Annotated in this window: 18 protein-coding genes; 14 read left to right on the top strand and 4 right to left on the bottom strand. The window is 41.0% G+C overall.

What is annotated here, in order from left to right; translation table 11 throughout:
• Nucleotides 1-16 precede the first annotated feature (16 nt).
• A complete protein-coding gene (locus tag QRN39_RS11160; RefSeq protein WP_284907281.1) occupies nucleotides 17-541 on the top strand; it encodes a type 1 glutamine amidotransferase domain-containing protein in 525 nt (174 codons plus the stop codon).
• A gap of 79 nt (nucleotides 542-620) precedes the next feature.
• Here the strand turns inward: QRN39_RS11160 and QRN39_RS11155 are convergent, their stop codons facing one another.
• Nucleotides 621-1,604: a Gfo/Idh/MocA family protein gene (locus tag QRN39_RS11155; RefSeq protein ID WP_284907280.1), complete on the bottom strand. Its 984-nt coding sequence runs from the start codon at nucleotides 1,602-1,604 to the stop codon at nucleotides 621-623.
• A gap of 200 nt (nucleotides 1,605-1,804) precedes the next feature.
• Between QRN39_RS11155 and QRN39_RS11150 the strand changes: the two genes are divergently transcribed.
• From QRN39_RS11150 to QRN39_RS11135, 4 genes are all read left to right on the top strand, one after another.
• Nucleotides 1,805-2,197: a DoxX family protein gene (locus QRN39_RS11150; protein WP_284907279.1), complete on the top strand. Its 393-nt coding sequence runs from the start codon at nucleotides 1,805-1,807 to the stop codon at nucleotides 2,195-2,197.
• A gap of 65 nt (nucleotides 2,198-2,262) precedes the next feature.
• On the top strand, nucleotides 2,263-3,405 hold the full coding sequence (locus tag QRN39_RS11145; protein ID WP_050944018.1) for an AI-2E family transporter: 1,143 nt from the start codon (nucleotides 2,263-2,265) through the stop codon (nucleotides 3,403-3,405).
• 126 nt (nucleotides 3,406-3,531) lie between these two features.
• Nucleotides 3,532-4,365, top strand: coding sequence for an undecaprenyl-diphosphate phosphatase (locus QRN39_RS11140; protein WP_284907278.1), 834 nt, complete (start codon nucleotides 3,532-3,534; stop codon nucleotides 4,363-4,365).
• Nucleotides 4,366-4,535: 170 nt separating this feature from the next.
• The gene (locus QRN39_RS11135; protein ID WP_003212767.1) at nucleotides 4,536-5,009 is read left to right on the top strand and encodes a hypothetical protein; all 474 of its coding nucleotides are present in this window, start codon (nucleotides 4,536-4,538) and stop codon (nucleotides 5,007-5,009) included.
• 41 nt (nucleotides 5,010-5,050) lie between these two features.
• Here QRN39_RS11135 and bioB read toward each other — a convergent pair whose 3' ends face one another.
• From bioB to QRN39_RS11120, 3 genes are all read right to left on the bottom strand, one after another.
• Nucleotides 5,051-6,046 (bottom strand): biotin synthase BioB, encoded by a 996-nt coding sequence (gene bioB / locus QRN39_RS11130; protein WP_284907276.1) that lies wholly within the window; start codon nucleotides 6,044-6,046, stop codon nucleotides 5,051-5,053.
• A gap of 162 nt (nucleotides 6,047-6,208) precedes the next feature.
• Nucleotides 6,209-6,559 (bottom strand): hypothetical protein, encoded by a 351-nt coding sequence (locus tag QRN39_RS11125; protein ID WP_003213146.1) that lies wholly within the window; start codon nucleotides 6,557-6,559, stop codon nucleotides 6,209-6,211.
• A 198-nt stretch (nucleotides 6,560-6,757) separates the two neighbouring features.
• Nucleotides 6,758-7,135, bottom strand: a complete 378-nt coding sequence (locus QRN39_RS11120) for a helix-turn-helix domain-containing protein (RefSeq protein ID WP_050944016.1) — start codon at nucleotides 7,133-7,135, stop codon at nucleotides 6,758-6,760.
• Between the two features lie 158 nt (nucleotides 7,136-7,293).
• Between QRN39_RS11120 and QRN39_RS11115 the strand changes: the two genes are divergently transcribed.
• From QRN39_RS11115 to QRN39_RS11075, 9 genes are all read left to right on the top strand, one after another.
• On the top strand, nucleotides 7,294-7,557 hold the full coding sequence (locus QRN39_RS11115) for a helix-turn-helix transcriptional regulator (RefSeq protein ID WP_106029241.1): 264 nt from the start codon (nucleotides 7,294-7,296) through the stop codon (nucleotides 7,555-7,557).
• Entirely contained in the window at nucleotides 7,554-7,706 is a 153-nt protein-coding gene (locus QRN39_RS11110; RefSeq protein WP_170965973.1) for a hypothetical protein, read from the top strand. The genes QRN39_RS11115 and QRN39_RS11110 overlap by 4 nt, the downstream gene beginning before the upstream one ends.
• A complete protein-coding gene (locus QRN39_RS11105) occupies nucleotides 7,684-7,926 on the top strand; it encodes a hypothetical protein (RefSeq protein WP_223251233.1) in 243 nt (80 codons plus the stop codon). Before QRN39_RS11110 ends, QRN39_RS11105 begins: the two co-directional genes overlap by 23 nt.
• 50 nt (nucleotides 7,927-7,976) lie before the next feature.
• Complete coding sequence (locus QRN39_RS11100) at nucleotides 7,977-8,378, top strand: RusA family crossover junction endodeoxyribonuclease (RefSeq protein ID WP_106029240.1); 402 nt, start codon at nucleotides 7,977-7,979, stop codon at nucleotides 8,376-8,378.
• Nucleotides 8,375-8,581, top strand: a complete 207-nt coding sequence (locus QRN39_RS11095) for an XtrA/YqaO family protein (RefSeq protein ID WP_012011053.1) — start codon at nucleotides 8,375-8,377, stop codon at nucleotides 8,579-8,581. Before QRN39_RS11100 ends, QRN39_RS11095 begins: the two co-directional genes overlap by 4 nt.
• A 128-nt stretch (nucleotides 8,582-8,709) precedes the next feature.
• Complete coding sequence (locus QRN39_RS11090; protein WP_113387318.1) at nucleotides 8,710-9,228, top strand: sigma-70 family RNA polymerase sigma factor; 519 nt, start codon at nucleotides 8,710-8,712, stop codon at nucleotides 9,226-9,228.
• 153 nt (nucleotides 9,229-9,381) lie between these two features.
• On the top strand, nucleotides 9,382-10,026 hold the full coding sequence (gene terS, locus QRN39_RS11085; RefSeq protein WP_284907275.1) for a phage terminase small subunit: 645 nt from the start codon (nucleotides 9,382-9,384) through the stop codon (nucleotides 10,024-10,026).
• Nucleotides 10,027-10,034: 8 nt separating this feature from the next.
• Entirely contained in the window at nucleotides 10,035-11,336 is a 1,302-nt protein-coding gene (locus QRN39_RS11080) for a PBSX family phage terminase large subunit (protein WP_161802746.1), read from the top strand.
• Nucleotides 11,333-12,790, top strand: a complete 1,458-nt coding sequence (locus QRN39_RS11075) for a phage portal protein (protein WP_044140773.1) — start codon at nucleotides 11,333-11,335, stop codon at nucleotides 12,788-12,790. Before QRN39_RS11080 ends, QRN39_RS11075 begins: the two co-directional genes overlap by 4 nt.
• Nucleotides 12,791-12,819: the final 29 nt, after the last annotated feature.

Below are 12,819 nucleotides of genomic sequence, written 5' to 3'. Positions count from 1 at the left end.
GAATAGGAGAGATGTTATGCGTTTATCAAATAAGAAGGTCATTGCGTTTGTCAGTGATGATTTTGAAGATTTAGAGCTATGGTATCCGGTTCTGCGTTTACGAGAAGAAGGGGCAACTGTGCATCTTGTAGGAGAAAAAGCAAATCATGAGTACACTGGGAAGTATGGTGTGCCGGCTGTATCTGATGCGGATTTTTATTCCATTCAAGCGGAAGAATATGATGCTGTGCTTGTCCCTGGAGGATGGGCACCAGATAAACTGCGCCGTTATCCAGAAGTGTTAAACATTGTTCGTTCATTTGATGAAAAGGCGAAACCAATCGGGCAAATTTGCCATGCTGGCTGGGTGCTCATTTCAGCGGGCATCCTGCAAGGCAAAAAAGTAACAAGTACACCTGGTATTAAAGATGATATGACAAATGCTGGAGCAGACTGGTTTGATGAAGCAGTCGTCACAGATGGTCATCTCGTCTCGAGCAGACGTCCACCGGATCTTCCTCCCTATGTGAAAGCATTTGCGGATGTATTAGCGGCAACATAAACTATTGATCCAAAATAAAAAAAGGGCGAATTTGCACATCATGTTCGCCCTTTGTTCATCATTTCATGCCCCATTCATTTTATCTATCGGCAGGAAACCTCACGCCCATTTGTTTTCTCGCCTCGTCCATGACGGACATGGTTTGAACAGATAAGGCAAATGTATTGACCGGAGACTGCCTCATTCCTTGCTGAATACACTCAATAAAATGACAGATTTCATAATACATGGCTGGCTGATCATCTTTGAGAGAGATGTCGGTATGGTGTCCTTGCCGATCATGGATCGTGATATGCGAAGGACGGTGGAATTGATCAATCACCATCGTCGCATCCTCTCCTTGAATTTCCGCAGATAAATGAGACGTTGAAATTTTAGAATGAAAAAGGAGTGCTTGATGCCCGGCATACTGTAAAAGGACAGAGCCGCTCCCATCTACACCAGAAGAAAGCTTATAGCCTCTTGCGGTGATTTGATTCGGCAGACCAAATAAATAGAGCGCCGGATAGACGAGATACACACCGATATCCATTAAAGAACCATTGGATAATTCAGGCTTAAACGCATTTGGAATCTCGCCATTTCGGTAGGCATCGTATCTTGAGGAATATTTACAGTAATGAGCGACCACTTGCCGAATGGGTCCAAGCTGATCAAGGTGCTGTTTGATTTGAAGGAAGTTGGGCAGAAATGTCGTTTTCATCGCTTCCATCAAACACACTTGATGTTTCTTCGCTGCAGCAATCATTTCTTCTACTTCTTTTCGGTGAGAGGCGAATGGCTTTTCACATAAAACGTGCTTTTGGTGCTCCATCATCAACATGGCCTGCTCTTTATGAAGGGCATTTGGACTCGCAATATACACGGCATCAAACGCATCACTTTCCGCCATTTGATGTAAGTTCGTAAAAACTGTATCAATACCGTATTTTTCGGCAAATGCCTGGCCTTTTTCAGCGGACCGTGAATAGACGGCTGTACATGTAAAATCAGCTACTCCTTCACCGGCCTGTAAGAATCGATCTGTAATCCAGTTCGTTCCGATGACAGCAAATCGAATCATGTCGTTCCCTCCTTCTACTTTCTCTGATTATACATCCTTTGAAAGCGTTTGTATGAAAGAACATTCTTTTTATTGAAAAGCGGATGAAACCTTTATATAGGCTGATGCGTCTTACATAAAGGATATAAATGTACGAGAAGTGGGTAGTTTCTTCCTTCATTCGGGTAATACTCTGATAGAAGGGAGAGGAGGAAACGACCATGAAGCGCGTCCTGCATATAGGAAGTACATACGTCTTTGCGCTTTTATTCATAGCAGCCGGTATTTTTCATGTGATAGAGCCGAGTGGCTTTGCCCGTATGATGCCAGGCTGGCCATTTCCATATGGTATGGTCTATGCGACGGCATGCCTAGAATGGCTGCTGGCTGTCTTGCTGCTTTTGCCAAATGTCAGGATCTCAGCAGCAAAAATCATTGCTGTCTATCTTGTCCTCATTTTCCCTGCAAACTTATTTGCTGCACGAGAGGGAATTCCATTTCCAGGTCAAGAAAGCACAGAGCAGTCTTTGCTATGGATAAGACTGATAGGACAGCCAATTCTGATTGTATGGGTGATGTCCATTGCGAAATGGGAAAAAAAGCTGAAACAATGACCACCATATCATGATCAGGTAGTGTACAATTTATTCATAAAATAGCCCGAGTTTGGAGGAACGATATGAATTCTATGCAAATGTGGAGCAGTCGATTTAGAAAATTTTTTCTTGATAACAAGTTTGTTCTCTTTTTACTCGTCCTGCTATTAATTGGATTGAATATCCTTGTTTTCATGAAAACATCCTTTATTTTCACACCGCTCATTGTACTCGTCAAAACCATCGCCTTACCGATTATTTTAACGGGGGTCGTGTATTATTTATTAAATCCAATTGTCAATTTGTTAGAGAAGTTTAGAGTCAAACGGATCTTTTCGATTTTGCTTTTATATATTGTCATTATTGGCATTATTACAGTGACGATTGTGTCTATTATTCCGTTTTTACAAGCGCAAATGATGAGTCTGTTTCATAACCTTCCGAAATATGTTGATACGGTAGAAGATCAGATTAGACAACTAACGGGAAGCAACTTCATTAATCAAGCGCAAAAAGCGATGAATTTTAACGTTTCTGAATTGGTGAGCAAAGCGTCAAGTCAAGCGACGAAAATTTTGGAAAGTACCTTTACCGGAGTGGGGACATTCCTAGGGGCGCTTACTGAAGTCATCATTTCAATCGTGACCGTTCCGTTCATTCTGTTTTATTTATTAAAAGACGGCAAAAAATTGCCTGACTATTTCCTGAAATTTATTCCGAATAAGTTTAGAGAGCATACACATATCGTGCTTCACGAAATGAACCATCGCCTGAGCTCTTATATTCTCGGCCAGATCATTGTCAGCTTCTGTATCGGTTTTCTTCTCTTAATTGGATACATGATTATCGGGTTAGACTATGCCTTACTGCTGGCCATCATTGCTGCTTGTACAAGTATCGTGCCTTACCTTGGTCCAACGATTGCCATTACACCAGCGATTGTGATTGCCCTTGTCACGTCACCAATTATGCTGTTAAAATTGATCATTGTTTGGACGGTTGTCCAGCTGATTGAAGGGAAATTCATTTCTCCACAGGTTATGGGGAAAAATCTTCACATCCATCCAATCACCATCATTTTTGTTCTTTTAACAGCCGGTAAACTGTTCAGCGTGGTCGGCATCATTGTCGCTATTCCGACGTACGCCGTGCTGAAAGTCATCACGACTCACTTATTTGATTGGTTTAAAATGCGATCCAATTTGTATAAAGAAGAAAAGGTTTGATGTCATAATCTTTTTTTGAAAAAAATATAGTATCATAAAGACGAGCTTTCGAAATAGGAAGCTTGTCTTTATGTGGACATAGATGGTTGCCTGTTCAAAAGATCAGAATTGAAAGGAAAGAAAATCATGAATCTATGGGATTTATTCGTGGCACTGGTTTTAGGAATTGTCGAAGGATTAACAGAGTATGCACCTGTCTCGTCTACAGGTCACATGATCATTGTCGATGATCTATGGTTAAAATCAAAGGAAATCATTACGCCAGAGGCGGCAAACACATTTAAAGTCGTGATTCAGTTAGGCTCTATCTTAGCTGTCATGATTGTGTTCAAGGATCGGATTTTGAACTTGTTAGGCTTAAAGAAAAATATCACTGAAGAACAAAAGCGCAGCGGGCATAAACTGACCATTGCTCAAATTGCAGTAGGACTCGTCCCAGCCGTCATTTTAGGATTCTTATTTGAAGATTATATTGATAAATACTTGTTTGACGTGAGAACAGTTGCTGTCGGTTTGATTTTAGGCGCAGTGCTGATGCTTGTCGCTGACTGGATCAATAAACGTAAAACAGAAACAAGCTCTGTCGATAACATGACGTACAAACAGGCGCTTTATATCGGACTGTTTCAATGTTTGGCGTTATGGCCAGGCTTCTCTCGCTCAGGTTCGACGATCGCAGGCGGGGTTATTCTTGGTTTGAATCACCGTGCGGCATCTGACTTTACATTTATCATGGCGATGCCGATTATGGCGGGGGCAAGCTTGTTAACACTTGTGAAAAATGCCGAATATTTAACAACAGACATGCTGCCATTCTTTATCGTCGGCTTTGTGAGTGCGTTTGTTGTGGCTCTCTTTGTTGTTCGATTCTTCCTAAAACTAATCAATAAAATCAAACTGGTGCCTTTTGCAATATACCGAATTATCCTAGGTGTGATTTTATTTATCCTGTTCATGTAATGCTGAAAACTACTCTTATTAAAGAGTAGTTTTTTGTTGTTTTAACTATTTTAAACAGTAAAATCACCCTCTTATTTGGTAGAAAAAGAAGTTTTTTCATAAATTAGTGTTTAAGAGATTGGAGAAGGGGTAGTACATAAACATACCAATTAAAGGAGGAGTTAGAAATAATGAGAAAAACAAGCAAATTCTTTGTTAGTTCTGTGATCGCTACGTCAATGGTTGCTGCCCCTCTATCTCTTACGACTTTTGGTCAAACGGCTGAAGCTGCAACGACAACAGGTGTTGATGGAAGTGTCTCTATTGATCCAGTAGCCATTGCCGATAAAATTGAACAAGCAGTAAAATCATCTCAAAATCGTGATGGATTCGTTAAAAATGCGGCGTACAGCGCCTTCTATGAAGCAGGTCAAAACTATAACGTCGTTGTCCAAAACTTAAGCCAAGACCATGACTTTAGCGGACTGAACAATGTGGTTTACTATGATAGTGTTGAATATGATGGTATTACGTTTGGTATTTGGGTATTTGAAGATGGGACGTTCGTCAATAATGGTGACGGCGGCTATATTAACTGGACATTTGTCGGCAGCTTTGACCGTGAGGAAGGAAGCGGCACTGTCGACTTCCATAAAAGATTCTAATCTTATTGTTAAAAGTCTGCCGATTCACCGGCAGACTTTTTTTATAACGCACATTCTTCTATGTCAAAGCCTAAATCTTCAATGATATGATGATCCATTTGGACTTGCTGACCTTTTGTTGTTAAATAATCGCCTACGAAAATGGAATTCGCCGCATAAAGGGCAAGCGGCTGAAGCGTCCGTAAATTGAACTCTCTGCCTCCAGATACTCGAATTTCCTTGGTTGGATTGACAAACCTCATGAGTGCCAACACTTTCAATGCTTTGATCGGATGTGTTCGTTCTTGATGCTCAAGCGGTGTTCCCTCGATTGCATGAAGAAAGTTGACTGGAATGGAATCCGCATCAATGGCTCTGAGCGCAAAAGCCATTTCAACAATTTGCTGGTTGGTTTCACCCATTCCAATGATAACCCCTGAGCAAGGTGACATGCCCGACTGTTTGACCTCCTCAAGGGTCGACAAGCGGTCATGATATGTATGAGTTGTCGTAATGTGAGTATGATGATCTTGATGTGTATTGATATTGTGATTGTACCGATGAACCCCTGCTTCCTTCAGCCGCTTCGCTTTGTCTTCATTTAATAACCCAAGACATGCACACACCTTCAAAGGCATGGTCTCAGTGATCTCTTTTACTGCTGCAGTCACTTCATCTAATTCTCTGTGAGAAGGTGCTCTGCCGCTCGCGACAATACAATAAGTCCCCGCTTTTCTATTGAGCGCTTCACGCGCGCCAGCCACAATCGTTTTTTGATCAAGCATTGCATATCGTTCAACCGATGCTTTAGAAATGATTGACTGTGAACAATAACCACAGTTTTCAGGACAATAACCGCTTTTTGCGTTAAAAATCATATTTAATTTCACCTTGTTTTGAAAAAAATGAAATCGTACTTGATAGGCTGCATGCATCATAGATAATAATTCTCTATCGTCAGCTTCAAGAATATCTAGACCTTCTTGCAGCGTGATTCGTTCATTTTTCAGCGCTTTCTCTGCTATCGCTTCCCAAGACAAAGATATGTGTTTTCCCATCATAAGCTCCTCTCATTATGTTAACTTATTTTTATTAAAAGTTAACATAATGGATAGTCGTTGGCAAGCATTGGATAAATGAAGTCTACAAAAATACTTGAAGACACACAAAAAGGCGATGATCATGAAGTCATCGCCTTTTTATATGTAAAGCCTTATAGCTTATCGAACAGTAATATAGTTAATCACAAGCTCGCCTAGTGAATTATAGTAAGAAACTGTGACAGAACCACGTTGTACGGCACGAATCCAAGTGAAGTTCGGAGCTGTTTGATCTAATTGAATGGCATATGTTGCGCCTGACACAGAAATTTGACTTGCTGGAAGAGAGACGGCGATTGAAGAACCTACAGTAAGCGTACGGTTCACTGTAATCACTTTATTCATAATAGGAGCTTTTGCTATAACTGGTTCTTTTGGCTGTGCAGCTGCATGTGCACCTTCAGTTTGGAAGAACGTAAGAGCACCTAAAGCAGCTAAAGACAATGTACAAGCTTTCATTAATTTTTTCATCGGTAACACTCCTTTTTTTGGTATATACATATATTAATAATAATAGCATTATATGTCAATTAAAATATGTGAAAAAAAGAGTATTTATGGTGAAAATTGTCACATATTATTCATGATCCTTCTCTTTTTTAGGGGAAAAAGAGGCATAAAAAAAGCTGGGCGTATCCCAGCAATGTAAAGCTTTATGAAAAGAGATGCTCAATCGTCGTCTCGCTGTTTTGGCTGACGGCCTTTTTGCTTCTCTTTTTCTTTAATGTAGTGAATAAAATCGATGGTTTGTCTTCGTGCTTCTTCGGAAAAATCGGAGGCAGCCTTAAACGCAATTTGCAAATCAGGATCGTCTGCAAGGTCGCCATCAGTTCCGCCTTTGTCCTTACCTGTGAGAAGATAGTCCGTTGAAACTCCGTATAACTCGGCGATTTTCACAATCATTTCACCGTCGGGCTTTCTCAAGCCATATTCCCAATTTGCATAAGTGGACATCGCCTTTAATCCGAGTTTTTTAGCAACCGTTGACTTGCTCCATCCATGCTTCTCTCTTAATTCAGTTAAAATCTTCCCAGTCAAATTATCCATTGGAAACACCTTTTTTCATGTTATGAGTAAATTTTATCATGAATTACACGGAAAAGATAAATAATTACACAAAAAGAATAAAAAATGATTGACTTACTCGTTTTGTGTATATTATCATAATGAATATAACTTACACATATTGAGTAAGAGGTGAAAAGATGAAACTTGAAAATTTACGAGAAGAACGCATTTTACAAGGAAAAACACAAACCTATATGGCGAAAAAGTTAGGGTATAAGTATACGAGCGGCTATGCAAATATAGAAATGGGCAGAACGAAGCCCAGCTTAGAAATAGCAAAGCATATTGCAGATTTGCTGAATAGGGGTGTTCAAGAGCTTTTTTTTGACCAAAAGTTACACGAAATGAGTAATTCTTTAAAGGAAGAGCACTTCTTTGAAAAGGGGAGACGAACAAAATGAATATTGAACATCCAATGGTAGCGCAGATGAATGACTTTGGATATCCAAAAAGCTATTGGTCATATGACATGACACGTTATGGGTATCAAGTCGAGATTGAAGAGAGTCTGGAGGGATTTGAAGAAGATGAAACATCAGATGACGTTTGATGCCAGAAAGGAAGCGCAGCTCTGTTTAGTCCAAGCTGGTGGCTGGATGACCTTTCATCACCAGAAACCGGTGTTTGTTTTTTCCACATCAGAAGACAAGCAAACATACATGACCCTCTTGGCGGAAAAGCTCGCTGAAGCAAAAAAGGAGGAAGCAAGACGACATGAAACGATGGAAGAAAATCATGGAAATCCTCAAATGCTTGCTCAAAGCGAGTAAAAACGAACAAGACATTCGTCAGTGGGAAAAGGATGACGGGAGATCATAACATGGTCATCCATTTCATCATTGAGACAGAGTTATTGTTCACAAAAGATACATTGATAAAAAGAATACGAGCAGCTGCAAAAGCGCAATGCCCGCAGAAAATAAAAGACGCACTATCACTCGAGATTCGTTTATTTGACGACATGCCGCTTGACATAGCTGATTGTCAAATCAAGCGTACATACGCAGAGAAAGGTTTGATACGCCCAGTGAACGTCAGCATCTTTCAGCCGCGGCTGCACCATATTCAAGAAGCACTTCATTCTATTGCGGATAGGGCCTCTCTACAGATCGTTGATTTAAGAGTTTCCCAGTTTTATAGTATGCGTCCAAGAATTGAAATCATTTTAAATACGATAGGTGATGGCACGAAGTCCTCACCAATTAAGGAGACAAGCATATGAACGAGCCAAAACAATTATTCATTCAAGAAAACCAGACATTTGTCGGTGAGATGGAAACAGGAAAAATTCAAGTCATCGTGTTAGATGGGAATGTAGGAACAGCTTATCAGATAGATGTACCTGAACATGGAAAAACCATTATCCAAACGGCAAAAGGTCATTTTGCAAGAGTAGATCACGAGATTGGTTTTAAAATCAGCTAGATCACTGAACAGATCACACAACATCATACGTCCAAGACGGAAAGCCTGCGGACACTGATCAAGACCCTATGAAAAGGGGACTGATTGGTGTCCGTTTTTTATTTTCTTAAAAAAGGGAGAGAGCCAATATGCAAGATTTACTCATTGAATACAAACGAGCATTAAAGGATGCTAGAAAACAATATGAACCATTTAAAGAAAAAGACGAACATCAGCTGTCCGTTCAAGACAAGCATGATAAAAAAATGATCGCCAGTATGGTGAGCGATCTCGAATACGTAGTAGAGTGGCTTCAAATTGGAAGAGAGCCAGGCGCACGCAGAGGATTAGACAGACGTTCAGTCTATCAGCGCACCATTCTAGCAAATCCAGAAGTGTTAGAGGCTTTATCACATGAATATACAATCATCCAAGAAAATGAAAAAGAATTCAGTGAGCGGGACAAGAAACGAATTGATGAAGCCTTGTCCGTTTTAACGGACCGAGAAAAGGACGTATTTTTCATGCACACAACGCAAGGATTATCGTTTAGCGAGATTGCGATCATGCTGGATGTGAAGAAAGGAACTGTCCAAAAACATATGGAGAGAGCTCGGACAAAGATGTCCAAGAAAGTACAAGAACGCCTATTCGAAGCAGCTGAATAGGCGTTCTTTTCTTTTACAAAATAAATGGAGCAACACTTGTCTTACAGTTGCCACCTATAGTTAGAAAGACCAAACGGATGTTTGCTAGCCCTACACAAATGATTCCTTCACAGGAAATCGTTCGAATTAAAAGGAGGCGGCAGGTGAATGTAAATGAAAGATAAACGGATAGAAGCCAAGCAAGATTATATGAAAGGGATGACGTACCAGCAAATTGCTGATCATTACAATGTCTCGATCCATACCGTGAAATCTTGGAAAGGACGATACGGATGGCAAAGGCAAAAAGGTTCGTCAAAGCAGGCACACTCGATCTTCAATCAGTTTCTTTCAGATGAAACAATTGAAATCATGGAGAAAATGGGCGGGCGTACATCGCTTGATTTAATCTGGGATCAAATTCAAATTCAATATGCTGCTATTATTCGGGCGCAGCGAATCATGTATGTGTCAGATCAAGATGACATGATCAAAGAGCTGAAAAAGGCAGCATACATGCCTTCTTCATTAGAAGAAACAGTAGAAGGCATTCAGCCAGAACAAGAAATCAGCACAGAAGAATATTCGTTTCAATTTTCATGGGATCGGCATGCCACCTTTTTAAATGCCCAATCCCGTGCAATGGGAGAGCTCAGGCGTCTCATTAAACAGTTTGAAGAGCTTGCACATGCGAAGGATGAACGAAGATTAAGGCTAAAGCAAATTGAACTGACCATCGAAAAAACAAAAAAAGCAGTGCGCGAAGAAAAAGAGGAAGATCTTCACATCATGATCAAGCGAAAAGAGGATAACTCATGACGCCATTGATTGAAAAAGAAGTCAATCCTCACTTTGAACACTTTCTATTCGATTGGAATCAAAAGTTTCAATTTTTAGTAGGCGGCTACGGCTCCTCGAAAAGCTATCACATTGCGTTAAAACTCATTTTAAAGCTGCTGGAAGAAAAACGGACAGCACTTGTCATTCGAGAAGTATATGATACGCACCGCGAATCAACCTTTTCTCTCTTACAAGAGATCGTCAGCGATCTTGGCATCGATCATGTGGTGAAGTGCCGCAGTTCGCCGCTTGCCTTGACGTTTCGAAATGGCAGCAGCATCTTATTCAAAGGGCTGGACAAGCCTGAGAAATTGAAATCGATTAACAACATCTCGATGATTTGGATTGAGGAGTGTTCAGAGGTTTCTTATGAAGGCTTTAAAGAGCTGCTTGGAAGGCTGAGGCACCCGTCCTTACCGCTTTATATGATGTTATCGACCAATCCTGTTGGTCAAGATAATTGGACGTACAGACATTTCTTTCGAGATGAACAGCTGAAGCGATTTGTCCTAGATGACGAAACCTTATACAAAAAACGCACCGTTGTGATCAAGGATACGTACTATCATCACTCCACAGCGGAAGATAACCTATTTCTCCCTAAAAGCTATGTGGAGCAGCTGGATGAGCTGAAAGAATACGATCCAGACCTCTATCGAATTGCGAGGAAGGGCTATTTCGGCATCAACGGCACAAAGGTTTTTCCTCAATTTGAGGTGAGAAGCCATTCTGATGTATTAGAAGCCATTCAGCAGATTGACCGGCCGCTAAAACGAGCAGGCATGGATTTTGGATTTGTTGAATCATACAATGCGCTCATTCGATTAGCCGTCGACCATGAAAAAAAGTACTTATATATTTACTGGGAATATTACGACCGCGGGAAAACAGATGATGAAACAGCTGTTGACCTAAAAGAGTTCATTGAATCAAAGGAACTCATCAAAGCCGATGCAGCCGAGCCTAAAACCATTCACTATTTTCGGCAGCGTGGATTTCAAATGGTGGCAGCACATAAGTTCCAAGGCTCTCGTTTGCAGTATACGAAAAAGATCAAACGGTTTAAAAAAATCATTTGCTCTGATGCTTGTCCGTACACAATCTATGAACTTCAATCACTGACCTATAAGGCAGATAAGGATGGACGTTTAGAGGAAGATGCATTTCAAATCGATCCGCACACATTATCAGCGATCTGGTATGCGCTGGATGATTATGAAGTGACGGATTTGAAACAGACCGCCTCAGAGCGTGTCCGTCCAAACAGAGAGAGGAGGTCCATACAATGAAACAATTGAAAGCAACGATTATGAAGGCAAACATGTCTGATCATACAAAACAAATGTATGCAGATGAATTTTCCTATGAAAAAGACGACATTGTTCCCCCGCCTTACAACATCAATGAATTAAAAAGCATGGCAGAATATTCAACCATTCTTCAGCAATGTATTGATGCGTACAAAACGAATATTTTGGGTTTTGGGTTTGGGGTGGAATATGCCTTTGACTTTAATGCAGAAGGTGTAAAACCGGCAAAAAAGAAAGCCGCAGAAAAGGAATGGACAAGACTTGAAGAGTTTACGAAGTACATGAACTATGATGAGTCCGCTGATGTGATTCTTGGCTATGTCCTCGAAGACCGAGAGAAAACGGGTAATGGCTTTTTAGAGGTGCTGAGAGATGGACAAGGAAAGCCGGCCGGAATCGAGTATTTAGATGCGCTCCATATCCGCATTTGCAAGCTTAGTGAGCCAGTCGACGTTGAATTCAGTTACACAGAAAATGGCGAATTAAGAACAATGAATCGAAAGAAACGATTCCGCAAATATGTGCAGGTGATCAACGAAAAGAAAGTCTTCTTCAAGGAGTATGGTGATCCGCGCATTTTGCACTGTGAAACAGGCAAGTACGATGACACCACACCAGAGCCGCTTCGCGCAACAGAAGTAATTCATTTTAAAATTGGCAGCGGAACGTATGGGATTCCCCGCTGGATTGGCAACATCGTCAATATGTACGGAGCACGCAAGGCAGAGGAGCTGAACTATCTTTATTTTAAACAAGGGCGGCATGTACCAGGTGCCATCATTGTCGAAAATGGGATGCTGTCAGAATCCTCTTATCAGCAGCTTCAAGATTATATGGACGATATTGAAGGATCTGATCATGCACATAAATTTCTATTGCTTGAAGTTGAAGGTCTGCCGACAGAAAAAGGGTTAACGGGAGAAGAAGATGTCTCAAATGTCAAAGTAAACTTCAAATCTCTAGCCGAGATCCTGCAAGAAGATGCGCTCTTTTTAGAATACGATGAAAAAACAAGAAACAAAATCCGCTCTGCGTTTCGCCTTCCGCCAATTTACACAGGTGAGTCTCAAGACTATAACAAAGCGACAGCAGATACAGCGCGTAAAACAACAGAAGAGCAAGTATTTCAGCCGGAACGGCATCTCATCACAGGAAAACTCAATACTCTTTTCCTGCCGGATCTTGAAATTTGGCATGTCCGTTTTCTATTAAATGGTCCTGATTTTAGAGATCCATTAGAGATTGCCAAGGTACTGACACCATTTATTCAGGCGGGGGCAGTGTCACCTAACGATTTGCGCGATTTAGCAGGAAGAATCCTCGGAAAAACGCTAGAGGAATGGCCTGAGGAACTGTATCACCGTCCTTTAGAAAGCCGCATGAAATCAGCTGAAGAAAAGCCTCAACCAGAGCCGGACCAGCTGACGAAATAAACAGAAGCGAGTGCGCTTTTTTGAAAGGG

The sequence above is a fragment of the Bacillus sp. lyk4-R2A-2 genome (genome assembly GCF_030209735.1).
GTDB lineage: Bacteria > Bacillota > Bacilli > Bacillales > Bacillaceae > Bacillus > Bacillus pumilus.
Note: the sequence above shows the minus strand (reverse complement) of the source record. Positions and strands in the feature narration are given on the sequence as shown.

Excerpts from the sequence above, each read along its gene's own strand:
- QRN39_RS11075 (WP_044140773.1), top strand. The coding sequence starts at position 11,333 with ATGAAACAATTGAAAGCAACGATTATGAAGGCAAACATGTCTGATCAT.
- QRN39_RS11140 (WP_284907278.1), top strand. The coding sequence starts at position 3,532 with ATGAATCTATGGGATTTATTCGTGGCACTGGTTTTAGGAATTGTCGAA.
- bioB (WP_284907276.1), bottom strand. The coding sequence starts at position 6,046 with ATGGGAAAACACATATCTTTGTCTTGGGAAGCGATAGCAGAGAAAGCG.
- QRN39_RS11125 (WP_003213146.1), bottom strand. The coding sequence starts at position 6,559 with ATGAAAAAATTAATGAAAGCTTGTACATTGTCTTTAGCTGCTTTAGGT.
- QRN39_RS11155 (WP_284907280.1), bottom strand. The coding sequence starts at position 1,604 with ATGATTCGATTTGCTGTCATCGGAACGAACTGGATTACAGATCGATTC.
- QRN39_RS11100 (WP_106029240.1), top strand. The coding sequence starts at position 7,977 with ATGGTCATCCATTTCATCATTGAGACAGAGTTATTGTTCACAAAAGAT.
- QRN39_RS11150 (WP_284907279.1), top strand. The coding sequence starts at position 1,805 with ATGAAGCGCGTCCTGCATATAGGAAGTACATACGTCTTTGCGCTTTTA.
- QRN39_RS11135 (WP_003212767.1), top strand. The coding sequence starts at position 4,536 with ATGAGAAAAACAAGCAAATTCTTTGTTAGTTCTGTGATCGCTACGTCA.
- QRN39_RS11095 (WP_012011053.1), top strand. The coding sequence starts at position 8,375 with ATGAACGAGCCAAAACAATTATTCATTCAAGAAAACCAGACATTTGTC.
- QRN39_RS11115 (WP_106029241.1), top strand. The coding sequence starts at position 7,294 with ATGAAACTTGAAAATTTACGAGAAGAACGCATTTTACAAGGAAAAACA.
- QRN39_RS11090 (WP_113387318.1), top strand. The coding sequence starts at position 8,710 with ATGCAAGATTTACTCATTGAATACAAACGAGCATTAAAGGATGCTAGA.
- QRN39_RS11105 (WP_223251233.1), top strand. The coding sequence starts at position 7,684 with ATGAAACATCAGATGACGTTTGATGCCAGAAAGGAAGCGCAGCTCTGT.
- QRN39_RS11110 (WP_170965973.1), top strand. The coding sequence starts at position 7,554 with ATGAATATTGAACATCCAATGGTAGCGCAGATGAATGACTTTGGATAT.
- QRN39_RS11145 (WP_050944018.1), top strand. The coding sequence starts at position 2,263 with ATGAATTCTATGCAAATGTGGAGCAGTCGATTTAGAAAATTTTTTCTT.
- QRN39_RS11160 (WP_284907281.1), top strand. The coding sequence starts at position 17 with ATGCGTTTATCAAATAAGAAGGTCATTGCGTTTGTCAGTGATGATTTT.
- terS (WP_284907275.1), top strand. The coding sequence starts at position 9,382 with ATGAAAGATAAACGGATAGAAGCCAAGCAAGATTATATGAAAGGGATG.
- QRN39_RS11120 (WP_050944016.1), bottom strand. The coding sequence starts at position 7,135 with ATGGATAATTTGACTGGGAAGATTTTAACTGAATTAAGAGAGAAGCAT.